This is a genomic window from Blastococcus sp. SYSU DS1021, from assembly GCF_054050995.1.
Window position 1 is genome coordinate 167164 of sequence record NZ_JBJHAL010000005.1, and the last position, 22873, is coordinate 190036.

Sequence of the window (22873 nt, forward strand, 5' to 3'; positions counted from 1 at the left end):
GTTCCGGCGCCAGGTGGCGTCAGGTCGCCGGCATGGGGACCGGGAGTCGGTGGTCCCTGGTGGCCGGAGGTGCCGCGTTGCTCCCCGCAAGCAGTGTGGCGAGGATGTCCTCGGCCACCGGTCGGGCGGTCGAGCTGTCCCGGACGAGGTAGTGGTAGGTCAGCCCCGGCGTGCTGTTGACCTCGATGATGCCGCTGACCACGGGATCCCCGCCCGCCGACGGGAACTGCACGCTCAGCTCCACGCTGGCCAGCCGGAGGCCGAGGGCCCGGACGGCGGCCACGGCGTGGGCCGCGAGCTCGGGGTGTGGGTGCTCGCTCTCGCACTCGGCCGCCGAGCCGGCGTTGACCGCTCCCGCCACGACGACCGTGGCGTCCTCGACAGGCACCGATGCCGGGGTGAGGCCCTGCCGGTCCAGCGCCAGGCAGGCGTCGAATGTCAACCCGAGCAGGAGCAGCCCCTCCCGGCCCTCGGCCGCCAGCCTCCGGCGGTTCTCCGCCGCGATCAGCTCTGCCACGGTGGAGCGGCCGTCCCCGGTGACCGAGGGCCGGCGCCGCCGGACGCTGCCGATGACCTCGCCGTCCAGGACGAGGAGGCGGTGCTCGTTCCCGCTCAGCTGCCGCTCGATGACCAGCTCGGGGCAGTAGCGGACCGCCGCGAGCGCGGCGCGCGCCAGCTCGCCGACGGTGCGGACGTCACAGGTCACCCCCGCCCCGGCTCCCGTCCCGTAGGCCGGCTTCACCACGCAGGCCCCGTGCCGGCGGAGGAACCGGAATGCCGGCGCGGGGTCGGCCAGCGTGAACGACTCCTGGTCAGTCGTCGGCAGGCCCGCCTCGGAGAGGCGGGCGGCGGAGGCCACCCGGTCCCCGGCGAGCGCCAGCGTCACCGGGGAGTCCAGCTCCACCAGGTTCTCGCGGACCACGGTGACGGCGTCGTCGCACCGGATCGACATGAACCCCGACACCGACTCGGTCACCTCTGCGCCGGCCCGTGCGGCGGCGTCCAGCCACAGCCGGCGGTAGACGTCGGCGCGGGCGTCCTCGACGGCCTGCTCCGAGCCGGTGAGCTGCGTCCGGATCCGCCGCGAGTCACCCGCTCCGACCATGCCCCACATCGCGACGAACGGGGCCAGGAATCGGGCCGGGCGCCCGCCCCGTCCGGTCAGCCGCAGCGCCCTGGTGGCGATCCGCTCGTTCACGTCGCCGCCCTGGAGCGCCGCATCGCGGTCGCCAGGTGCTGGAGCTCTCGCAGGAATGGCCGGCAGAAGAGGAAGAGAGGCGTCATGGCGCCCAGGATGCCTGCGGGGACGGCCAGCAGGAGCGCTTCGACGCCTGGCTCGACGAGCAGTACCACCGGAAGCGCCCCCGCGGTGGCGCCGATCGCCGCGAGCAGCCCCGGCACCATGGCGCGCAGGCTCTCCACTGCCCGTACGTCGAGCAGCCGGTTGGCCACGGCCAGCCGGACGGCGGAGAATGCGACGCTCATGCCGAAGAGCGTGGCGGCCATCGCGGTGAGGCCGTGCGGGGCAGCCAGCGCCAGCCCGACCACCTTCACCACGACCATGGGGGCCACGATCTTGATCAGCAGGCCCGGGCGACCGACCGCCGGGAACACGTCGCCGGATGCATAGCCGATCGACGAGGCCGCCATGGACAACGCGACGAACAGCATCGGCCCCGCCGCCTGCTCCCACTGCCAGCCGAGCAGCGTCACCGTCAGGGGCAGCGACACGACGGCCATGCCCGCGCCTGCCGGGAAGGCGAACAGCGTGATCACCTGTAGCGCGCGCGTGGCCACCGCGCTCAGTTCGCTCGCCTCGGACGACCGGGCCCGGGAGTAGATGGAGAACGCGACGCTGGAGAAGATCCAGAACACGTTGGCGAGGACGATCTCGGGCACCCGGAAGGCAAGGGTGTAGATGCCGAGCGCGTACGTGCCCAGTTCGGCGCCGACGATGTAGTAGTCGGCGTTCTCGAGGACGGCGCCGAGGATCTTCAACGTCAGGACGGCCGAGCCGAACCCGAGCAACCTGCGGGCGACCCGCCGGTCGAGCGAGAACGTCGGGAGGAACCCGACCGCCCACCAGGTCAGCACCACACCGAGCGCCTCGCTGGCGAGGATGCCCGCCACCAGTGCCCACGGGCCGGCCCCGGCCATCGCCAGCGGGATGGACACCGCACCGCGACCGAAGGCGCGGCAGACCTCGACCAGCGCCCGCCGCTTGAACAGCAGGTCCCGCCGGAGCACCGCGTCGGGCACCTGCACCAGGCCCCGGACCAGGAAGTAGAGGAAGAGGACGCGCAGGAGGTTCACGTCGTCCACGTCGAAGACGGCGGCGACCGCCGGCGCGGCCAGCACACCGACGGTCGTGCAGACCGCGGCAATGCCCAGGTTCAGGGTGAACGCGGTCTGGACGCGGGGGGTGATCCCGCGCTCCTGCTCGTACACCAGTGCGGAGCCGACGCCGAGGTCGAGGGCGACCTCGAGGAACGCCACGATCGCCAGTCCCACGGCCACGACGCCGAAGTCCTCGGGGACGAGCAACCGGGCCATCACCAGGGTCACGAGGAAGACGAGGAGCTTGCTCGCGGTGAAGGAGACCGCCGACCACAGGAAGCTCGACCCCGCGGTCCGGGCGTCCACCCGGGGGGACTCCTCCGGGCCGGCCTCGGGGGCCTCCACGGGGGCGGAGGCCTCGAGGGGGCCGTGCGAGCCGGTGGCCGGCTCGGATGACGCGCCTCTGGTCGGTCCGCCCATGTCTCCCGGTTTCTCGTCACTGGCATGCCGGAGCCGGTCGGTCGGCCCTCGCCCGCGGCCGCAGCGCCGGACCCGCACGGTTCTACCAGAGTGTGCGCTGGGCGAGGCCGGTCGCAGGCCCTTCTCGACCTTCCGGGTGACCTGGTCCCGACCCAGCGTCGGCCACCCGTACGACGGTGACCTCGCACACGGAACGAGCGCGCCCGTTCTCGTAGCGCGATGAAACCCCGACGACCGGGTGAACTTCGGGTGCGCGGTGGCCGGGGTTGACGCGCAAGGCGCAACGTCTGACAACCTTCCGACGTCTGACTACCTTCCGCGATGGACCCGACCTATACGGCCGTCCACGTGCGCGAGCGGGGAAACTCGCGCACGACCGGTCGGGAACCGGTGACGGGCGGGGGCTCCACGGGCCGCGAGGTCCGGGAGCCACGGCGACCAGCATGGCTGACACGGGGAGAGGCGATCGCCCTGAGCGTGCGCGACGATGAACGAGCCGTCCGTCCTGCGCAGGCGGACCTGCGGTCCCCGCGGTCCGTGCAGGGGCACGGTGCCGGCGGGCATACCGCCGGCAGCGGGGGTGCGCGGCCTGGCTCCCGTGCGTGGCTCGGCCGGCGGCTCCTGGGCTCCGGGATCGGGCCGCTGCTGGCCGCGGCGGACCTGCTCGCCGTCGGCGCCGGGGTGATCGGGATCGAGGTCCTCAGCCGGCAGGTCGGCGTCGACTCCCCGCTGCGGAAGACGGTGGCCTTCGGCGCCATCCTGCTGCTGATGTTCGCGCTGGGCGGGCTCTACCGGTCCCGGCTGTCGCTGTCGGTCCTCGACGACCTCCCGGTCCTCGCGGGCCGCTGGCTCGCCGCCGTCGCCCTCGCCGTGCTGGGCCAGATCGCGTGGTCGCGCGCGGTCTGGCAGGACTACGTCATCGACTGGCAGTTCATGTGGGGGGCGGTCGCCGCGGGGGTGGCCGTCGTGCTCGCCCGGATCTGCAGCTACGGGGCGATCCGCTCACTGCGCGGGAGCGGCGCCGTGGCCCGGCCCACGCTGATCCTGGGAGCCGGCCGGGTCGGCAACCAGATCGCCGACATCCTGCGCGCGCACCCGGAGTACGGGCTGCGGCCGGTCGGGTTCCTCGACAAGGACCCCGTCGCGCACGGCAGTGCCGAGGTCCCGGTCCTGGGGGGCCCGAAGAACCTCACCGCCCTGCTCTCGCAGCACGATATCCGGGACGTCGTGGTCGCCTTCTCCTCGATGAAGGAGTCGGAGATGGTGTCCCTGATCCGCACCTGCGACCGGCTGAGCTGCGAGCTCTTCGTGGTGCCCCGGCTGTTCGAGCTGCACCAGGTGGACGGCGAGATGGACAACGCGTGGGGGTTGCCCCTGGTGCGGCTCCGCCGCGCGACCTACCGCAGCCGGGCCTGGCGGGTGAAGCGGTTCATCGACGTCGCCGTCTCCGGCGTGGGCCTGCTCCTCCTCGCCCCGGCGATGCTGCTGATCGCGCTCGCCGTCCGGGTGGACGGCGGTCCGGGAGTCCTCTTCCGGCAGGAGCGGGTCGGTGTCGACGGGCGGCACTTCGACGTGCTCAAGTTCCGTTCCCTGCGCCCGGCCGGAGAGAACGAGTCGGCGACGACGTGGAACATCGCCCACGACGACCGGCTCACCCCGCTCGGCCGATTCCTGCGCCGGGGCTCGCTCGACGAGCTCCCCCAGCTGATCAACATCCTGCGCGGGGACATGAGCCTGGTCGGCCCCCGTCCGGAGCGACCGCACTTCGTTCACCAGTTCCGTGACGCCTATCCCAGCTACGAGGCCCGGCACCGGGTCCCCTCCGGGCTCACCGGCTGGGCGCAGGTGCACGGGCTGCGCGGGGACACCTCCATCGCCGACCGCGCCCGGCTCGACAACTACTACATCGAGAACTGGTCGCTGTGGCTCGATATCAAGATCATGCTGCGCACGGTGGGCTCGATGCTGCGCGGTGCCGGCAGCTGATCGGGGCGGCGCGCCGGCCGGGTGTCCACGATCCGGTGAGCAAGCTGCCACGCGCACGGAGACCCTGACAAGATCGACGTACCACTAGCCTGGTCGGCGCCGGAGCCGGAGGACCGCGCCCGGAGCGGAAGCGGACGGGCGCCCCGGCGCGGAGGAGGGTGCACGGCCATGACCGGCCTGAAGGTGACGCTCGTCGAGTTCAGCCCCTCGGGCGGGCTGTTCCAGTTCGCCGTCCAGCTCGGGGAGGCGCTGGCCGACCGCGGCCACGACGTCGAACTGCTCACCGGGCCGGATCCGGAGCTCCCGTCGCGTCATCCGGGGCTGCGCGTCGTCCCCGGCCTGCCGACGTGGCACGCCGCCGAGGGTGCCAGCGACCCGCCGCTGCAGCGGCGGCTGCGCCGTGTCGTGCGGGCGGGCAAGTACCACCTCGCCTGGGTCGCGCTCCTCCGCCACGTGGCCCGCACCCGCCCGGACGTCGTCCAGTTCTCCGGGGGGCGGTTCCCCGTCGACGGCGCCGCCATCGCCTGGCTGGCCCGCCGGCGCCGGAACGGCCGGCCCCTGCTGGTCACGCTGGCCCACTCACCCCTGCCGTTCAACGAGCAGAAGCCCAACGGAGAGGTGCTGCGTGCCAACAAGCTGCTCAACGCCTCGTTCGGGCTGGGCTACCGCAGCGTGGACGCGCTGATCGTGCTCGGCGAGCAGTCGGCGGCGGACCTGCGCTCGGGGTGGCCCGAGGTCGGGGAGATCTCGGTGATCCCGCACGGTGACGAGGGGGTCTTCGTGCGGGAGGCCCCCGGGCCCGCCGGCGCCACGGACCCCGTCGTCCTCTTCTTCGGCACCATGCAGGCCTACAAGGGCCTGGACCTCCTGCTGGAGGCGTTCGAGCGCATCCGCGCCCAGCGGCCCGAGGCGAAGCTCGTCATCGCCGGGGCGCCGTCGGGGGATACCGACCTCGGGGAGCTCCGGCGCACCGCCGCACGGATCGGCGGGGTGGAGGTGCGGGCCGCGTACATCCCGATGGAGGACGTCCCAGCGCTGTTCGAGCAGGCGCGCGTCGTGGTGGCGCCGTACCGGTACGCCAACGCCAGCGGCGTCGTGGAACTGGCTCGCACGTTCCGCCGGGCGGTCGTCGGCACCGCGGTGGGTGACCTGCCTGCGGTCATCGATCACGACGAGACGGGTCTGCTCGTCCCGCCCGGTGACGTCGAGGGGCTGGCCGCCGGACTGCTGCGCCTGCTCGACGACTCCACGGCCGCCGAACGCATGGGCGACGCCGCGCAGGAGCGGTCGGCGAAGGGGGCGTCATGGTCGACGGTCGCCGAGCGCACCGAGCAGGTCTACCGACGGGCGCTGGACCGGACCGCCTCGGGGGCGGGCGAGGGGGCTCCCAGGCCGTGAAGGTGCTCGTCGTCATCGACTCGCTGAACTTCGGTGGCGCGGAGAACGTGCTGGTGACGCTCGCCGCGGAGGCGCCGCGCCTGGGCCTGGAGCTCCAGGTCCTGTCTCTCGCCCCGCCCACCCGTGGCCGGGCCGCCTGGCTACCCCGGCTGCGGGCCGCCGGCCTGGAGCCGCGCTTCCTCGGCGTCGACCGCCTCGCCGAACCGGGGGCGGTGCCCCGCTTGGCGCGGGCGATCCGCGACTCCGGCTGCGAGGTGGTGCACGCCCATCTGGAGGACGCCAGCACGCTGGCGCCGATCGCGGGCCTGCTGGCCCGCCGCCCAGTGCTCTGCACCCTCCACCACGTGCCCGTCCCGCTCAGTGGCCGGGAGGCGCTGCGCGAGCGGCTGGCGGTCTCGGTGAGCGGACGCTCGTCCGGCTTGCTTCTGGTCTCGCAGGCCTCGCATGACGGGTTCGCCGCCCGGTACCCCCGTAGCTTCCGCCCGGCCCGCTGGCGGGTCGTGCACAACGGCGTGGACATCGAACGGTTCCGCCCGTTGGGGACGGACGAGGCGCCGGAGCTGCCCACGGAGCTGGGCATCCCGGCCGGGGTTCCGGTCATCGCGCTCGTTGGCCACATGCGGATCGGGAAGGGGCAGGACGTCGCCGTGCGCGCCTGGCCCGAGGTGGTGGCAGCGGTCCCCGACGCCAGGCTGCTGCTGATCGGCAACGGGCCGCTGGAGGACGATCTTCGGCAGACCGCTGCCCGCCTGGGGGTGGCCGACCGCGTGGTCTTCGCCGGAGCGCGTGACGATGTGCACGAACTCCTGCCGCGGACGTCGCTGGTCGTGCTGCCCACGCGCATGGAGGCGCTCCCCACTGCGTTGCTCGAGGCGGCCGCCGCAGGTGTGCCGAGCGTGGCGACCGACGTGGGTGGGGTGCCGGAGGTGGTCGTCGACGGGGAGACCGGCTGGCTCGTCGACGCGCCGGAGCCCGTCCTGTTCGCAGCCGCGCTGCGCGCGGCGCTGACCGACTCCGCCGAGCGTCGGCGGCGCGCCGTCCTCGCGCGCGAGCGGGCGGAGCGGCACTTCGGCGCGGGCACGTGGGCGGAACGTCTGGTGGAGTGCTACGCGACGGTGGCGCAGGGGCGGCCCGTCGGGGAGGCGGACCTGGACTCCGGTCCCGCGACAGCCCCCTCCCGGCACGGACGGGAAGGTGCGGCGTGAGCCACCGGCTGCTGGTTCTCGGCTACCACAACATCGAACCCACCTGGGCGTTCTCGGGCACGTCGCCGGAAGCCGGTCGGCGCGGGTTCGAGCGCCAGGTGCGCTTCCTCCGCCGCTGGGCCAACGTCGTGCCCCTGCGGCCGGCGCTCGACGACCTCGCCGCCGGCCGCCCGCTCCCGCCCCGGGCCGTCGCGCTTACGTTCGACGACGGATACCTGGACAACGTCACGGTTGCCGCGCCGGTGCTGCGGTCCGCCGGGTTGCCGGCCAGCTTCTTCCTCGTGCCCGGCTTCCTGTCGGGGGTGCGGTCGGCGTGGTGGGAGCAGCTCGGCTGGGCGTTCGTCCACGCCACCGCCCGCAGTCTCAGCTGGGCCGGGCAGGAGTACGACACCTCACGGCCGGCGGCCCGGGAGTCGACTCTGGCCGCGGTCTCCGACGGCCTGAAACTGGTCGACAGCGACGCCCGGGAGGAGGCGGTGGCCGAGATTCGCGGCCGGCTGGCTCCGGACGGCCCAGAGCTCGGGCGCATGTTCATGGACTGGGACGAGGCCGGTGAGCTGCTGCGGCTCGGTCACGAGATCGAGTCGCACACCTGCGGGCACCCTATCCTCAGCCGAGAGGCGCCGGCCGCCCAGTCCCGGGAGCTCGGGGACTCCCGCCAGCAGCTCGCCTCGTACTTCGACAGGCCGGTCGACGTGTTGGCCTTTCCCAACGGTCGCGCCCAGGACTACACCGACGACACACTGCGGATCGCGCGCGAGGCCGGCTACGCCTACGCGCTGACGACGCAGACGGCGGTCGCCGGTTCCGGCACCTCGCCGTACGAGGTGCCCCGTGTCCTGGTCGACGCCGAGACCGACCTCCGTGAGGTGCTGCGCAAGGGTGCCCGGGTGGGTGCTCGGCTGGCGCGGCGCGTCCTCTCCCGGTCCTCGGGGGCCTGACCTCCGCACGTGCAGCAACTGGCCGCCGACCGATCCCGGTCGGCGGCCAGTTGCTGCGCGCCCCTCGGCAGACCGCGGCGGAACTCAAGGCGAGCGCTCGCGAAAATCACCCGAAAGCTTGACAGCCCGTGATCAGTCCGTAACCTTACGTCCGCCTGAATAGCTCAATGTGTTCGGGCAATGACAGTAAGTCAGTCAGTTGCCCGGGCAGCCGGTCCGGACGGTGGCTGCTGCGGCAGGAGGCCCGGCGCCTCCCCGTCTTCCCCTCCGGCGCGTGTCGGCGTGCCCGCCCCTGGCTGAGCCATGCCCGGGCGCGGCTCGTCGGCCGTTCGCCGGTACGCACCGAACCACCACGAGGAACCACACATGTCGCGTCACGCACGGCCTCTCCGGATGCCGCTCACCCGCCGGCTCATGAGGCGGGGGACCACCCCGATCCTCGGCCTCGCTGCGCTCACCCTCGCCACTGTCGTGGCCCCCGTCTCTAGCGAGTTGCTGACCGCGGGCTCGGCCCAGTGCCCGTCAGGGACCACGAACAGCAGCCCGGTGGCGCGGGTCAATCTCGGCGGCCCGGCGATCACGGCGGGAGGCCGGGCGTGGTCGGCCGACCCGGCGGTCGCGCCGGAGAGTGCGTCCCTCATCGCGGACACCGTGGACATCCGGGGCACCCGCGCCGACGTTCTCTACCGCAGCGCCTTCACCGGTGAATTCAACTACACCGTGGCGGTCCCGGAGTCGGGCACCTACGTGACCCGGTTGCACCTTGCAGAGCCCGCCTCGGGTGCCGACGGGCGCGTGGCCGCGCGTGGCAGTCGCGTCTTCTCGGTCAACCTCGAGGCCGGCCGTGCGGAGCTCCGCCGGGTCGACATCGTGGCCTCCGCCCGCGGGTCGCAGCGGGCCGTGGTCAAGACGGCGAAGGCCCGGGTCACCGACGGTCAGCTGACCATCGAGGGCCGGGGTATCGTGGGCACCCCGCTGATCAGCGGTATCGAGGTGCTCCGGCAGCACCCGCGCGGCACCTGCATGCCCGTCGCCGCGACGGCTCCGGCGCCCGAGCAGTCGCCCAGCGCCGAGCAGACCGCCGAGGCGCAGTCGGCCCCGGAAGCCACCACCGCTCCTGCGGCGACGACGGAGCCGGAGGCCGGTGAGCAGTTGCCGTCCGCCTCGGCCGAGGCGAAGATCCCGGCCCCGGCCGAGACGCCGGCACCGTCCGCCGGGGCGCAGTCGGCCGGGCCTGCAGCGGCGGCGCCTGCCAGCGCCGCCATCGGTGCGCTCACCGCCACCAGCGGGCGCCCGTTCTCGGCCAGCAGTGCCTACAACACCCCCATCCCCGCCAACCCCTCCCTGGACCCAGGGAGCGCCGCGATGATCCGCAGTGTCACGGCGAGCAACCGGGCCACCGCCAACCTGTACGCCTACGGCGACCCGGTGTTCACGGCGGACGCCGGCAGCCCGACGGCCACCGTGGATTGCACCGAGAACTGGGGGAGCTGCGACCTGGAGGGGCGGCCGATCCGCATCCCGGCCGACGCCCAGCCCACCAGCGGGTCGGACGGGCGCATGATCATCGTGGACATCGCCGCGGGCACCTCCTGCGACTTCTGGCAGGCTCGCAAGGCCGGTCCCGGCCAATGGACCGTTGGCTGGGGCACGTGCGCCCCGCTCACCGGCGACGGCCGCGGCCCCAACGGCGGTGCCACCGGGGGTGGCATCAACACGCTGGCCGGGGTGGTCCGCACCTTCGAGATGCGCAACCTGAACATCCCGCACGCGATCTCGATCGCCACGAACAACTCCTGCGCCGGCGTGTTCCGCGCCCCGGCGACGAAGACGGACGGGCAGTCGTCCCGGTCCGACTGCATCCCCGAGGGTGCCCGGCTCCAGCTCGACCCCTCGATCGACGTCGACGCCATCCCCGGCATCACGCCGGGGGAGCGCGCGGTGGCCAAGGCGTTGCAGACCTACGGGGCGATCAACCGGGACAACTGCGGGGCCAACATCTGCGTGGCCTTCGAGGCGCCCATCGGGGAGGCTGACCCCTACCCGGCGGTCGGGTTCACCGGCGACTACTACTCGATGCCGCACATTCCGTGGAACCGGATGCGTGTGGTCCGGTAGCACTCGCCCGTCGGCTCACGAGGCCGGACCGGTGCCGCACGGCGCCGGTCCGGCCTCGTCCGTGTGCCGGGACCGACACGACTAATGGGGCTTACCGAGCCCGCTGCTGTCTGGCAGGTTCGGCGCCGGTAGCGGCCGGTGGGGCAGCACTTGCAACGACTGGAACGGTTTGGATTTCTAGCGTCAGATCGTGCACGCACCGGTCGTGAGGGGGCCTGACCGCTGATGGGATGACGTGCCCCGGGTCGTCCGGTGAGCGCTGGACCATTAGTCCGCTGGCTGTCTCCCTCCACGCTGCCGACCGCAGGAACTCAGGCAAAGGAGGGCACGGATGCTGGTCGTGGGCGATGACTGGGCCGAGGGCCACCACGACATCGAGGTGCAAGACGAGCAGGGGCGCCGGCTGGCGCGGGCCCGGCTGCCCGAGGGCATCGCTGGGCCGACCCGGCTGCACGAGCTGCTCGCCGAGCACCTCGCCGAGGACGACGTCGACCCCGACACCGGGTTCGTCGTGCACAACGTCGTTGTCGGGATCGAGACCGACCGCGGGACCCGGGTCTCGGCGCTGGTCGCGGCCGGCTACGAGGTGTTCCCGCTCAATCCGGTGCAGGTGGCCCGCCATCGGGAGCGACACGGCAGCTCGGGCGCGAAGTCCCACCGCGGGATGCGCACATGCTGGCCGCGATCGTCCGCCTGGATCGGGCCCACCACCGGCCTATGGCCGGGCACAGCCCCGAAGTCGAGGGCTCAAGCTGGTCGCCCGCTCGCGTCAGGCGTTCATCTGGGACCGCACCCGCCACTTTCAGCGGCTGCGCAGCGCGCTGCGCGATCTCTTTCCCGCCGCGCTCGAGGCCTTTCCCGACCTGATGGCCTCTGAGGCGCTCGAGCTGCTCGAGCGAGCTCCGGACCCGGCGCGGGCGGCACGGCTGTCGAGGTCGAAGATCACCGCGGCACTGCCCCGCGCCCACCGGCGCGACCCGGAGACCCGGGCCGAGGTCATCCAGGCAGTGCTCCGCGTGCCCGCGCTTCGCCAGGCCCCGCCCATCGAGGCCGCCTACGCGGTCATCGTGGCCAGCGCGGTCTAGCTGAACACGCAGATCGCCGAGCTGCAGGCGGTGGTGGCCGAGGGTTTTGGCCGACACCCGGACACTGACATCGTGACCAGCCAGCCAGCCAGCCAGCCAGCCAGCCAGCCAGCCAGCCAGCCAGCCAGCCAGCCAGCCAGCCCGGGCTGGGACCGGTCCTCGGCGCCCGGGTGCTCGCCGACTTCGGCGACGACCACACCCCCTACGCCGACGCCAACGCCCGCAAGAACTACGCCGGCACCTCACCGAGCACCCGCGCCTCCGGCAGCCGCCACGTGGTGCTGGCCCGCAACGCCCGCAACAACCACCTCGCCGACGCCACCCACCGATGGGCCTTCTGCGCGCTCACCGCCTCACCCGGCGCCCGCGCCTACGACGACACCATCCGCGCCCGCGGAGTCGGACACCACGCCCCCCTCCGCCAGCTGGGCAACCGCCTCGTCGGCCTCCTGCACGGCTGCCTCAAGAGCCGAACCCTCTACCGCGAGGAAGCTGCCTGGCCTCAACTCACCGCTAACGCGGCTTGACGTCCCACACCATGGGATGTCGTAATCGGGCTTATCGAGCCCGCTGCTGTCTGGCAGGTGCGGCCCAGTGGTGGTGTTCCAGCGTGCGGAACTCCACACCCGGTCGACACGTTACCGTGGGTGACACAACCGGCTGGCGCCTCGGTCGCCGCTCGGCTCGCCTACCTGCGGGAAGTCCATGCCTACCCCCACCATCAGCGTCGTCGTCATCAGCTACAACTACGCCGAGTACCTGCCGGCGGCGATCGATAGCGCACTTGCGCAGACCTATCCCGTGGACGTGCTGGTGGTCGACGACGGCTCCACCGACGGGTCGCGGGAGATCATCGAGGGGTATGGTGACCGGCTGCGGTCGATCTTCAAGCCCAACGGCGGCAACTCCTCGGTCATGAACACCGCCGTGCCGGCGACCTCTGGCGAGGTGGTGATGTTCCTCGACGCCGACGACCTGCTCGATCCCGAGGCGGCCGCGGCCGTCGCCGAGGCCTGGACGGACGACTGCAGCAAGGTGCAGTTCCGGTTGTCGCTGATCGACGGTGACGGCCAGCGTCGGGGTGTCGACCCACCGGCCGACGTCCCCATGCCGACCGGCGACGTGGTGCCGGAACTGGTGGCCACGGGCCACTACGTGACGCCCGTGACGACCGGCAACGCCTTCCGGCGGGTGGTGCTGGAGAAGGTGCTGCCCATCCCGGAGGCCGACTTCAGGAACACGAACGACGGTTACCTCAACCTGGCCAGCGTCTTCGAGGGGCCGGTCGTGTCGGTCGACCGTGAGCTCGGCTCCTACCGGTTGCACGGCGGGAACCTGTGGGCCTACTCCGGCGAGGTCGATCTCGCCGGCATCCGGCAGCGGATCTCCTACGACCTCACCCGGCAGCGCTACCTCGAGCGCATCGCCGCCGAGCACGGCCGCGCGGCCGGTGTCGACCTCCCCCTCCGCAATCCCGAGCACGTGCTGCAGCGCCTGCTGTCGCTTCGTCTCGACCCGGCCGGCCACCCGGGGCCCGCCGGCGAGTGCGTGGGGCACCTGCTGCGCGCCGGCATCGGCGGCGTCCTGCGCCCCGGCCCGGACGTCGACACCGTCCAGCGCGCCACGCTGGCAGTGGGGCTGCCGCTGGCCGCCGTCCTGCCGGCCCGCCTCCTGCAGCGCCTCGCGGAGGCGCTGCTAGCCAGCCGTCCGCGGGGCCCGCTGCTGCGTGCCGCGGGGCGGGTCGTGCGGCAGCTGTCCCGGGCCCTGGCGCGGCTGAGGTCTCGGCCACCGGAGGGGCGGGTATGAACCGTCGTCGCCCCGCGCGCGCCCCCCGGTGCCGGATGACCCACCGAGTCGCCGGTGCGCTCGCCCTCGCGCTCCTCGTCCTCGCCGCGGCCTGCTCGTCGCCCAGCGAGCCGGACGACGCCGGCCCGGACGAGCTGACCGGGCAGCTGTTCGGCGAGGACAGCCCGTGGAACACCCCCGTCCCCGACGACCCGGCCCTCGACGAGGACAGCGAGGAGATGATCGCCGCGCTGGTGGAGGACGGCGGCGCGGTCGCACTCCTCGACGAGTACGCCGTCCCGGTCTACGAGGCCACCGAGGACACCCCGTTCGTGGAGGTCCGCTGCACGCAGGACTGGGGTGACTGCCCGCTGGAGGACCAGCCGGTGCCCATCCCGGCGGACGCGGAGGCGAGCTCGGGCAGCGACGGAGCCATGGTGGTGATCGACCACGAGGCGGGCCGGGTGTACGACTTCTGGCAGGCGGAGCGTGCCGATGACGGGGCGTGGACGGCATCCTGGGGCACCCACGCGTCGCTGGACGGCGACGGGATCGGGGGGGAGTCCGGCGGTGCGGCCGGCGGATCGACCGGTGCCGGGATCAATCTGCTCGCCGGGCTGGTCCGCCTCGAGGAGATCCGCGAGGGCGAGATCGCGCACGCCCTGGCTTTCGCCTCCGACCTGAGCTGCCCGGGCGAGTACCGCTACCCGGCGACCAAGACCGACGGGCACGCCGAGAGCGGCACCTGCCTTCCGCAGGGGGCGCGGCTGCAGCTGGACCCCTCCATCGACGTCGAGTCGATCCCCGGGATCACCGCCGGAGAGGTCGCGGTGGCCAAGGCGCTGCAGACCTACGGTGGCTACCTGCGCGACAGCTCCGAGGCGGCCCTGGCAGTGGCCTTCGAGCGGGCGCCCGAGGGCGAGGAGGCTTACGCGGAGATCGCCGAGTTCCCCTGGGACTTTTACCGCATGGCGCACATCCCCTGGGACCGCCTGCGGGTGCTGGAGACCTGGGACGGGACGCAGTGACCGATCGCGCATGCGAGGGACGCGCGGCTACCCGATCAGGTGACTGCAGGACATGAGAACTTCTCGCGTGGGCCGGCGCACCGAGTTGTGCGGACTCGGCGGTTAGCCTGAGCCCTGTGACGTCTACCCACCTGCCGTCGTCCGGAAGTCGCGCCCCCCGGCCCCGCCGCTGGGTCGCGATACTGACTGGGCTAGTCGTCGCCGCGCTCGTCGGACTCGCGGGAGCCGCCTTCTGGCAGGCCCGCCCGGTGGAGTATCGGGCGACCACCACCCTCGTCGTCCTCCCGGCGCCCGGCGCCGACGAGGCCGCCGCCTACTACGACACCCTCAGCCGTGGCCAGGTCGCCACCACGTTCGCCGAGATCCTGGCGCTGCGGGCCGACCCGGAGGCCGCGACCGAGGGCGCCGTGGAGGCCGGAGTGTCCGTCGAGGTCGTCCCCGACACGTCGCTGATCCAGGTGGCCGTCACCTCCGAGGACGCCGCAGCCGCCGAGACCGGCGCGGATGCGGTGCTCGGCCAAGTGGAGCCCTACTTCGGCCAGCTGGGGGCCCCGTACGAGGTTTCCGTGGTGGACGAGGCGGACGGCTCCGCCGAGCGCATCGGCTTCTCGCCCGGCGTGCTCGCCGCCGTGGTCGGCGCCGTCGCCGTCATCGCCGGGCTGGCCGCGTACCTGGCGATCCGCTCGCTGCAAAACGCCCGTCGGCGCACCGTGCCGATGGGCTCGCTGCCGCCCGTCCCGGCCACCGTCGACGGCCACGCGGACGGTACCCGGTCCCTGCGCACCGACGGACCGTCCACGGAGACCGCCGAGCCGGTGCAGGCCGACGGCGCAGGGGTCTCCGAGGCGCGGAAGATGGACGACCCGTTGACCGCTCCCTCGGTTCGGTGAGCTCGGCCACCCGCCTCCCGGAGACAGCTCCGCGGGTGCAGCCGGCCTCCTCGCCGGTCCGCACCGGCCTGCTGTCCACGGCCCTCGCCCTGGGCTGCGTCGTACTGGGCGTGGCCGTGCTCGTCGCGACGGCGCTGGTGGGGTTGCCGCTGACGGCCCCGGTGGTGGCGGCAGGCATGTTCGCCGTGCCGTTCCTGCTCGTCCGCCCGGTGCCGTTCCTCGTGTTCGTCACGGTGGCGGAGTTCGCCAACCTCTCCGGGGTCGCGGCGGCCAACGGGATCCCGCGGCTCGAGACGCTCCTCCTCGGCGCGGCTCTCGTCGCCGCCGGGCTGGCCTACACGCGCGGACAGCTCCGGCCGGGCTGGTCCGCCCTCGCCGCCGCAGCGGTGCTCTACCTGGTCGTCCAGACCCTCTCCGCGCTCACCGGCCAGGACGTGCCCGCGGATGCGTCCCCCATCGCCGACGCGGCAGTCGGGCTCTCCGCCGTCGCCGAGCAGGCCAAGGCGTTGCTGTGGCCACTGGCCGTCGGCGCCCTCCTGCTGGTCCCGGGCCACGCTCCCCGGCGGATGGCCCAGGCCATCGCGCTGACGCTGGCGGTCCTGTCCGGGCTCACCGCCATCCAGGAGTTCGTGATCGGCAACGACATGACCTTCGCCGGGCTCGCCAACGTGCCCTTGATGGCCGACCTAGGCGGTGCCACGGCCCGGCACGCGGGGCCGCAGGCGGACGCCAACTTTTGGGGCCGCGTGCTCGTGCTCGGGCTGCCCTTCGCGCTGTCGGTGGCGCAGCTGGCGACGACCTGGCCGCGCCGGGCCGGGTGGCTCCTCGCCGCGGGGTCGATCCTGCTGGGGATCGTGCTCACCGGCTCGCGGGGTGCTCTGCTCGCGGCTTTCCTGGTCACCTGCCTCTGGGCGGTGCTGGCCGGTGGCCGGATCGCGAAGACCGTGCTGCTGGCCCCCCTGGCCGCCGGCATGGCCCTCTTCGTGCCCGGCATCGGGAGCCGGCTGCTCACCCTGGGTGCGATCGGCGCCGGTTCGGGCCTGGAGGTCGCCGACCCCTCGCTCGAGGGGCGCGTGGCCGCGCAGCGCGTGGCACTGGAGATGATCGTCGACCACCCGGTGCTGGGGGTGGGGCCGGGGAACTTCCTGGCCGTGGAGCCGGAGTACCTGCGGCGGCTCGCCCTGGACAGCCCGCCGTTGGCCCCCCACAACCAGTACCTGGAGGCGGCGGCCGAAGGCGGGTTGCTGGGCCTGACGGCCTGGCTGTTGCTCATCGGGACCGCCGCGTTCGTGGCCGTGCGCGCGCGCTTGGTGGCCCGTCGGGGCGGCCCGACCGTGCAGGCCGCGGCGCCCGTCCCGCTGTCGAACTCGGTCCTAGCCGCGCTGGCCGGGTGGGCCGTCGCCAGCCTCTTCCTCCACCTGGCCACCTTCCGCACGTTCCTGTTCGTCGCGGCGCTCGGAGCGGCGCTCGACATCCGGGCGCGCCGCGAGGTGGACCGGCAACGCGGAGCGGAGCCGGGCGGTTGGATCGCCGCGGAACCTGCTGGGGGGGAGCCGTTCTCGAAGTGGCTCCGCGCCGGCCTGCGGGCCTCCATGGCCGTCGTCGTCCTCGGGCTGCTGGTGCTGGCGGCGGCGCTCTGGACGCTGCCCGGGCGGCAGACCCCCATGTGGACGGCGACCTCGAGCATGCAGCTCGTGGTCCGTTACGAGCTGGGGTCGGAGTCCCCCTCCTACGACCTGGACACGTTGAGCCGCACCGGCCTGGTCCGGACGCTCGCCGGGATCGCCACAAACCCGCGGTTTGTGGAGGAAGGCCTGCGGGCGAACGGGAGCCGGCCCGAGGACGTCGACGTCGAGGTGAACGGGTCGGTCCGCTCGGCCCTTGTCGTGGTCAGGGCGCGAGCCGAGGATCCGCAGGAGGCCTCCGAGGTGGCGCTTGCCGTGCGGACCGCGGCGGTCGACGCGCTCAACGAGTTCAGCCCGCTGTACGGGGCGCTCGGCCTCCCCGGAGCACCGATCCTCTCGCCGCCGGAGGAGCCGCTGGACCGGCGGGTGGCGTTCATCCCCCTGGCGCTCGCCGTGGTCGGCGGTGGCGTCCCGGTCGCCGGCTTCGTCTCCGACTCGCGGCACCGCAGGCGCGACCGACGGACGTCATCCCCCGACCCGGCTCCTGCGCAGGAGCTCACCGGGGCGGGCGTGCCGCGGTGATCGCTGGCCGGTGAGCACTTCGGGGGCCCGCGCCCATCGAGTGCTCACCGGCCGGATCAGCCGGCGGCGCGGTCGCCCTGGGAGGTGTGCTCGGCCAGCACCGTGTCGTAGAGGGCCCGCAGCCGGTCCGCCCACACGGTGGAGGCGAAGTTCTCGGCGAACCGCCGGCGACCGGCCGCCCCCATGGCGGCGGCGGCGGAGCGGTCACCCAGGACCCGGACCACGGCCTCGGCGATCCGCTCGGCCTCCGTGGGCACGAGCACCCCGGCGTCCTCGCCGACGATGTCGGGGATCCCCCCGACATCGGTGGCCACCACCGGTACCCCGACGGCGAGGGCCTGCATCACCGTCGTCGGAAGGGCGTCCGCGAGGCTGGTGTGCAGCACCAGGTCGCTGGCCCGGAGCAGGGCGGGGACGTCGTCCCGGTAGCCGAGGAACCGGACGAGGTCCCGCAGGCGGGGGCCATCGGCGACCCGGGCCTCGAGCACCGGGCGGAGCTCGCCGTCGCCGGCCAGCGCCACGACCGGTCGCAGCGCGGGAGGCAGCAGGGCGACGGCGTCCAGGAGCAGATCGTGGCCCTTCTCGGGCCGCATGAGCGACGCGGAAACGATGAGCGGGCGGGTGGGGCCGGCGCCCAGCTCGGCCCGGATCCGGTCGCGGACGGCGCCGTCCTGCGGACCGGGGTCGGCGACCCCGTTCGGCAGCACGACGAGGGCGTCGTCGTTCCCGGCCAGTTCCCGGTACCACTCGCGCTGCCGGCTGCTGAGGGCGATCGTCCGGGCCGCCGTGCGGCGCCGGGCGACCAGGCCGGCCGTCCGCTTGTACCGGCCGAGCCGGCCGGTCGGGGCGTCTTCGACGATGTGCAGGGTGGAGACCACCGGCAGGCGGAGCAGGGAGCCGACCACGCCGCCGACCAGGTCCGCGTGCTTCAGGTGGGTGTGGACCAGGTGCGGATGGAAGTCCCGGATCGCGGCCATCGTGCCCGGGATCGCCCGCGCGTCCCACCGGCCGCGACCGAGCTCCACGACCGGCACACCGCGGGCGCGCAGCGCCTCGGCGTGGACCGGCCGCGGGACGGGCGACAGCGCGATGACCTGGAGATCGATCCCGGCCGCGTCCGCCACGTCGGCCAGCTCGACCAGGACGTTTTCGGCGCCACCCGGGCCCAGCGAGTGGATGACGTGGGTGACCCGGAGACGGGCCGACGGCGGAGCGCCGCCTCCGGTCGCGTCGCTCGGCGCGCTGGAGAGCACTTCTCATCCCATCCGACCCGGCGTGGGTCACACGTGGAGGGCATGGTGGCCGCCGTCGGGAGCCACCGGGAACGGCCCGGGGCCGCGTGCCGGTCGCGCGAGCAGCGGACGTCGACGGTTGCCGAGCTTAGTGGGACCGACCCCGGCGGACGCCTACACGTACGGGTGATCCGGCGGGGTGCCGCGCGGCTAGGGACGCCGGTGCCGGGGGGACCGGGTCCGGCAGGGCGGCCGTGCGGCCGTGTCCTCGGCCTCCGCGAGCCGCTCGGCCGGTGATGGCTGCGTCACCGGATCGGGACCCGGCGTGCCCGCCGTTCCGCGGGCCGGCCGCTGGCCCGGACCGGTCTGTCCGGAGCCGGGTGGGTGCACCGACCGGGCCAGCGTCGGCGACGGACCGGACCGACGCGGCCGGTCACCGGGTCGTTGCTCGTGGGAGCCCCCCATGGGCCCGAGCGGCAACCGGTGGTGCAGGTGTGACCGCCGCAGGTAGCGGCCGGTCAGCAGGGCGAGCGGACAGGCGAGCGCCAGCCAGGTGAGGGCTGCCGTCCACACCCAGTCCATAGGTCGCCCGATCGTCCAGGGGGTCGGGAGGTGCCACCACCGACGCCCGATCCGGATGCCCGGGTCTCATACCTCCGCGGTATCTCCGCCCGGTCACGTGGCCAGCGCGCATGCGATCGCGGACAGTACGAGCGCAACATCGACGTCCGGTTGCTCTGGGCCAGCACGTCGCGGGCGGAGTCCTGACCCACCTCGGTGGAGCCACGGGGATCACCGGCACCTGGAGCGGAGCGGCAGGTCACCCCGCACGACGTCGAGCAGGCCGGGGAGCGCGTCGAGGTAGAGGGGTGCGCAGCAGCCGGCCTACCGCGGTGGACCGGTCGCCGGGCAGGGCCGGGGCCGTCGTCCGGAAGCGCAGGCACGTGGAGGGTCGCGGGCTCTGTCGGCTGCGCCGTCCCGCCGTCCGCCGTGTCGGGCCCGGCCGATGGCGCCGGCCAGGCCGGTGCTTCCACGGCGGGCGGCGCGGTCCCGGCGGGTGCGGGTATGGGTAGCGAGGGTGGGGGCGCGGGCCCGGCCGGGACGGGGACGTCCGCACCGGGCGGCAGTTCGACGACGGGCGGTGGGGTGGGCGACGTCTCGCCGGTGCCCGGGGGGCGTCGCCGCGGGCAGCGCGGGCGGTGGTTCGACGGTGGAGGTGGCCTGCCCGGGGGGTGTCGTGCCGGTGTCGCGGTCCGCACCGGGGGGCGGTACCTCCGCGCCGGTGGACGGCTCGACGGGGTCGTCGAGGGGCGGCAGACCGGCAACCGGGTCCGCGGCACCCGGGGCGGCAGGTGGAACCGGAGCGGTGAGCTCGTCGTCAGCGTGCGCAGCACCGGCCGCGATGACGAGGAGCGCCCAACCGCAGGCTAGCAGCAGCAGAAGCAGCCCAGGATGGACGGAGACTCGCTCCCCGCGCTTCCCGCGCTTCCCGCGCTCCCCGAGCCCCCGCAGCGGACCCGTGGAAGCGGGCGCGGCGACGGGAACCCTGGAGCCCGCGCCCACACCGCCGACCACCAGGACCCCCTCTCCGCAGGTGAGAACCCACGTGCCCGGACCCCGACCACGCTTCCGGCACCAGGGACCCTTCCGCTGGGGAGGAGAGGGCGCAACCCATCGCCCCCCGGGGCAAGGGAACGCGCAGCCCGACCCACCGTGCGTGAGTGGGCGTACAGACCACGTCGTCCCCGCGAACGATGCGGGTGGGTGCCGATCAGGCCGTCGGCGCGGGCAGCGGCCCGGTACCCGGGCCCGGCGCGCCGGAGGCCGCTTCGGTGCGCTCAGGCCCGTGCCCAGGCCAGCAGGTCGTCGGCGCTGCGGGTGTTGACCACCCGCTCGACGGGGACGCCGCACTCGACCGCCCGCTCGCAGCCGTTGTACTGCCAGTCCAGCTGGCCGGGGGCGTGCGCGTCGGTGTCCACGGCGAACTCGCAGCCCAGCTCCACCGCCAGGCTCAGCAGCCGCCGCGGTGGGTCCAGCCGCTCGGGGCGGGAGTTGATCTCCACCGCGGTGCCGTGCTCGATGCAGGCGGAGAACACCGCCTCGGCGTCGAACTGGCTCTCCAGCCGCGGCTTCTGCGTCCCGTCGCGTTGCCTCCGGCCGATGACCAGCCGACCGGTGCAGTGACCGAGGACGTCGGTGTGCGGGTTGGCGACGGCGGCGAGCATCCGCTCGGTCATCGCCGAGCGCTCGGCCCGCAGGTCGGAGTGCACGCTCGCGACGACGACGTCCAGGCGGCCCAGCAGCTCCTCGCTCTGGTCCAGCGAGCCGTCGACGTTGATGTCGCACTCGATGCCGGTGAGGATCCGGAAGGGCGCGAGCTCCTCGTTCAGCGCGGCGACGACGTCGAGCTGCTGCTCCAGGCGTTCGGGGGAGAGCCCGTTGGCCACCGTGAGCCGGGGGGAGTGGTCGGTCAGCGCCAGGTACTCGTGGCCCAGCGCGATCGCGGCCTCGGCCATCTCGCGGATCGGGCTGCCGCCGTCGGACCAGTCGGAGTGGGCGTGCAGGTCGCCCTTGAGCGCGGCGCGGAAGGCGGCGACGTCCTCGGCTGCCGGCAGCTCCCCGGCGTAGGTCTCCTCCAGCGCGGCCAGGTACTCGGGCACCTCGCCCCGGTGGGCCTGGGCGACCGCCGTCGCCGTCTTCGGGCCGATGCCCTTGAGGTCCTTCAGCGTGTTGGTGCGGATGCGGCGGTCCAGCTCGGCCTCGTCCAGGCCGTCAACCACCGCCGCGGCGGTGCGGTACGCACCCACGCGGTAGCTGGCCTCGCGGGCGCGCTCCAGGAGGAAGGCGATCCTCCGGAGCGCGGCCGCGGGCGGGAGCGGAGCGCTCAGCGAAGCGCCTTGAGGGCGCCCTTGCCGGTCTTCTTGCCGGCCTTGCGGGAGGCCTTCTTCTGCGCCTTGACGGCGCGCTTGGAGGCCTTCTCGTAGTTCTTCTCGGTCGCGTCGGCGGCCCGCTTCGCCGCCCGCCTGGCGCGGTAGCCCACCGACGGCTTGCCCTCGGTGTCGACGGCGGCCAGCAGCAGCCCGCCGAACAGGCCGGTGTTCTTGAGGAAGTTCGAGAGCTGCCCGAACTTCTCCTTCGGGTCGTCGTGCTCCCAGAACCGGTGCCCGGCCAGCGTCGTCGGGACGACCGACGCCGACAGCGCGATGGCGGTCAGCCGCGGGAACTTGTTCAGGGCGAACAGCGAACCGGCGGCCACCTTGATGGCGGCGTCGACCTTGACCCACTGCTCGACGTCACGGGGCAGCTCCACCGGGAGCTGCTTGTCGGCGGTCTCGGCGATCTTCTCCACCACGGGGGTGGCGCCCGGCACGCGGTCCTGCGGCTGGCGCAGCGTGCTGATCCCCCCGTAGATGAAGGGCGCGGCGAGCAGGGGCCGGGCGATCCGGCGAACGAGCATGGTGACCTCTTTCCTCGATGCCACTGGGCAGTCGCAGCGTGCACTGCCCGGAAGATCCATCCGGCAATCACGCGGCGCAACTCGGGCGTCCCGTCTCCACCTGCCGCGACGTGCCCGGCTACCCCTCGGCCCGGGTCGACCGGGCGTCACCGCAGCGGATCAGTCCCGCGTCCTCCGCCGCATGGCGGCGTCGATCGCGACGCCGACGGCCAGGCCGATGCCCGCGCCGACGCCCGGGTTCTCGAACAGCGACAGCCCGAGCCCCGCGCCCAGGGCCAGCCCCAGGGCCAGGCCGGTGCCCTGCTGCCAGTCCTTCTCCGGGGGCTTCGTCGGCTCCGCCATGGTGCGGACCGTACCGGTGCCCCGGGGTGCACGGGCTGCTCGACGGGGGCGCGCGGGACTCGGCGGTGCCGGAAATCCGGCACCGCTGCCCTAGGGTCACCTGGTGCCCGTCGCCGCCGCGCTCCGCCGGGTCGTCGTCATGCTCGCGGCTGCGGGCCTGGCCGCGGCCGTCGCCGGCTGGGTGTGGGCGGTGGTGGCCGACGAGGGGTTCCGCAGCCGCTTCGTGCTCTCGCTGATGGTGGTCGCCGGCCTGCTGGCGCTCGTCGGTGGCACGCTCGCGCCCCGCCTGGCCACCGCCGAGGCGCGCGCCTTCCTCGGCCAGGGGCCGGGCCAGGATGAGTCCGGCGGCGACGAGCCGCTGACGGCGCTCGGGGTCTTCCTCTTCGTGGCGCTGCCGCTGTTCGCCGTCGGCCTGATCACCTACGGCAGCGGCTGACCCGGG

The 22873-nt window shown here is 73.8% G+C and carries 16 protein-coding genes and 1 pseudogene; 11 read left to right on the plus strand and 6 right to left on the minus strand.

What is annotated here, in order from left to right:
• Positions 1 to 19: 19 nt before the first annotated feature.
• On the minus strand, positions 20 to 1198 hold the full coding sequence (locus ACI8AP_RS05785; protein WP_456588383.1) for a hypothetical protein: 1179 nt from the start codon (positions 1196 to 1198) through the stop codon (positions 20 to 22).
• Entirely contained in the window at positions 1195 to 2643 is a 1449-nt protein-coding gene (locus ACI8AP_RS05790) for an oligosaccharide flippase family protein (RefSeq protein ID WP_456588384.1), read from the minus strand. Before ACI8AP_RS05790 ends, ACI8AP_RS05785 begins: the two co-directional genes overlap by 4 nt.
• Positions 2644 to 3294: 651 nt before the next feature.
• On the opposite strand from ACI8AP_RS05790, the gene ACI8AP_RS05795 reads away from it, so the two are divergent.
• From ACI8AP_RS05795 to ACI8AP_RS05840, 10 genes and pseudogenes are all read left to right on the plus strand, one after another.
• On the plus strand, positions 3295 to 4743 hold the full coding sequence (locus ACI8AP_RS05795) for a sugar transferase (RefSeq protein ID WP_456588385.1): 1449 nt from the start codon (positions 3295 to 3297) through the stop codon (positions 4741 to 4743).
• A 168-nt stretch (positions 4744 to 4911) separates the two neighbouring features.
• The gene (locus ACI8AP_RS05800; RefSeq protein WP_456588386.1) at positions 4912 to 6141 is read left to right on the plus strand and encodes a glycosyltransferase family 4 protein; all 1230 of its coding nucleotides are present in this window, start codon (positions 4912 to 4914) and stop codon (positions 6139 to 6141) included.
• Entirely contained in the window at positions 6138 to 7346 is a 1209-nt protein-coding gene (locus ACI8AP_RS05805; protein WP_456588387.1) for a glycosyltransferase, read from the plus strand. The genes ACI8AP_RS05800 and ACI8AP_RS05805 overlap by 4 nt, the downstream gene beginning before the upstream one ends.
• A complete protein-coding gene (locus ACI8AP_RS05810) occupies positions 7343 to 8287 on the plus strand; it encodes a polysaccharide deacetylase family protein (protein ID WP_456588388.1) in 945 nt (314 codons plus the stop codon). The genes ACI8AP_RS05805 and ACI8AP_RS05810 overlap by 4 nt, the downstream gene beginning before the upstream one ends.
• Positions 8288 to 8758: 471 nt before the next feature.
• On the plus strand, positions 8759 to 10405 hold the full coding sequence (locus tag ACI8AP_RS05815; protein ID WP_456588389.1) for a malectin domain-containing carbohydrate-binding protein: 1647 nt from the start codon (positions 8759 to 8761) through the stop codon (positions 10403 to 10405).
• A 331-nt stretch (positions 10406 to 10736) separates the two neighbouring features.
• Positions 10737 to 12017: pseudogene (locus ACI8AP_RS05820) on the plus strand (IS110 family transposase).
• A gap of 178 nt (positions 12018 to 12195) precedes the next feature.
• Entirely contained in the window at positions 12196 to 13296 is a 1101-nt protein-coding gene (locus ACI8AP_RS05825; RefSeq protein ID WP_456588390.1) for a glycosyltransferase family 2 protein, read from the plus strand.
• A gap of 35 nt (positions 13297 to 13331) precedes the next feature.
• Entirely contained in the window at positions 13332 to 14303 is a 972-nt protein-coding gene (locus ACI8AP_RS05830) for a hypothetical protein (RefSeq protein ID WP_456588391.1), read from the plus strand.
• 248 nt (positions 14304 to 14551) lie between these two features.
• Positions 14552 to 15193, plus strand: coding sequence for a hypothetical protein (locus ACI8AP_RS05835; RefSeq protein ID WP_456588392.1), 642 nt, complete (start codon positions 14552 to 14554; stop codon positions 15191 to 15193).
• Positions 15190 to 17400 carry an O-antigen ligase family protein gene (locus ACI8AP_RS05840; protein WP_456588393.1) on the plus strand — a complete coding sequence of 737 codons (2211 nt, stop codon included), beginning with the start codon at positions 15190 to 15192 and terminating at the stop codon, positions 17398 to 17400. The genes ACI8AP_RS05835 and ACI8AP_RS05840 overlap by 4 nt, the downstream gene beginning before the upstream one ends.
• 56 nt (positions 17401 to 17456) lie before the next feature.
• Here the strand turns inward: ACI8AP_RS05840 and ACI8AP_RS05845 are convergent, their stop codons facing one another.
• The 4 genes from ACI8AP_RS05845 to ACI8AP_RS05860 form a co-directional block, all read right to left on the minus strand.
• Positions 17457 to 18653: a glycosyltransferase family 4 protein gene (locus ACI8AP_RS05845; protein ID WP_456588394.1), complete on the minus strand. Its 1197-nt coding sequence runs from the start codon at positions 18651 to 18653 to the stop codon at positions 17457 to 17459.
• A gap of 1817 nt (positions 18654 to 20470) precedes the next feature.
• The gene (locus ACI8AP_RS05850) at positions 20471 to 21520 is read right to left on the minus strand and encodes a PHP domain-containing protein (RefSeq protein ID WP_456588426.1); all 1050 of its coding nucleotides are present in this window, start codon (positions 21518 to 21520) and stop codon (positions 20471 to 20473) included.
• Entirely contained in the window at positions 21517 to 22089 is a 573-nt protein-coding gene (locus tag ACI8AP_RS05855) for a DoxX family protein (RefSeq protein ID WP_456588395.1), read from the minus strand. Before ACI8AP_RS05855 ends, ACI8AP_RS05850 begins: the two co-directional genes overlap by 4 nt.
• A 159-nt stretch (positions 22090 to 22248) precedes the next feature.
• The gene (locus ACI8AP_RS05860; protein ID WP_456588396.1) at positions 22249 to 22431 is read right to left on the minus strand and encodes a hypothetical protein; all 183 of its coding nucleotides are present in this window, start codon (positions 22429 to 22431) and stop codon (positions 22249 to 22251) included.
• Positions 22432 to 22534: 103 nt separating this feature from the next.
• Between ACI8AP_RS05860 and ACI8AP_RS05865 the strand changes: the two genes are divergently transcribed.
• Positions 22535 to 22867 carry a hypothetical protein gene (locus tag ACI8AP_RS05865; RefSeq protein ID WP_456588397.1) on the plus strand — a complete coding sequence of 111 codons (333 nt, stop codon included), beginning with the start codon at positions 22535 to 22537 and terminating at the stop codon, positions 22865 to 22867.
• Positions 22868 to 22873: the final 6 nt, after the last annotated feature.

Excerpts from the sequence above, each read along its gene's own strand:
- ACI8AP_RS05800 (WP_456588386.1), top strand. The coding sequence starts at position 4,912 with ATGACCGGCCTGAAGGTGACGCTCGTCGAGTTCAGCCCCTCGGGCGGG.
- ACI8AP_RS05825 (WP_456588390.1), top strand. The coding sequence starts at position 12,196 with ATGCCTACCCCCACCATCAGCGTCGTCGTCATCAGCTACAACTACGCC.
- ACI8AP_RS05830 (WP_456588391.1), top strand. The coding sequence starts at position 13,332 with ATGACCCACCGAGTCGCCGGTGCGCTCGCCCTCGCGCTCCTCGTCCTC.
- ACI8AP_RS05855 (WP_456588395.1), bottom strand. The coding sequence starts at position 22,089 with ATGCTCGTTCGCCGGATCGCCCGGCCCCTGCTCGCCGCGCCCTTCATC.
- ACI8AP_RS05860 (WP_456588396.1), bottom strand. The coding sequence starts at position 22,431 with ATGGCGGAGCCGACGAAGCCCCCGGAGAAGGACTGGCAGCAGGGCACC.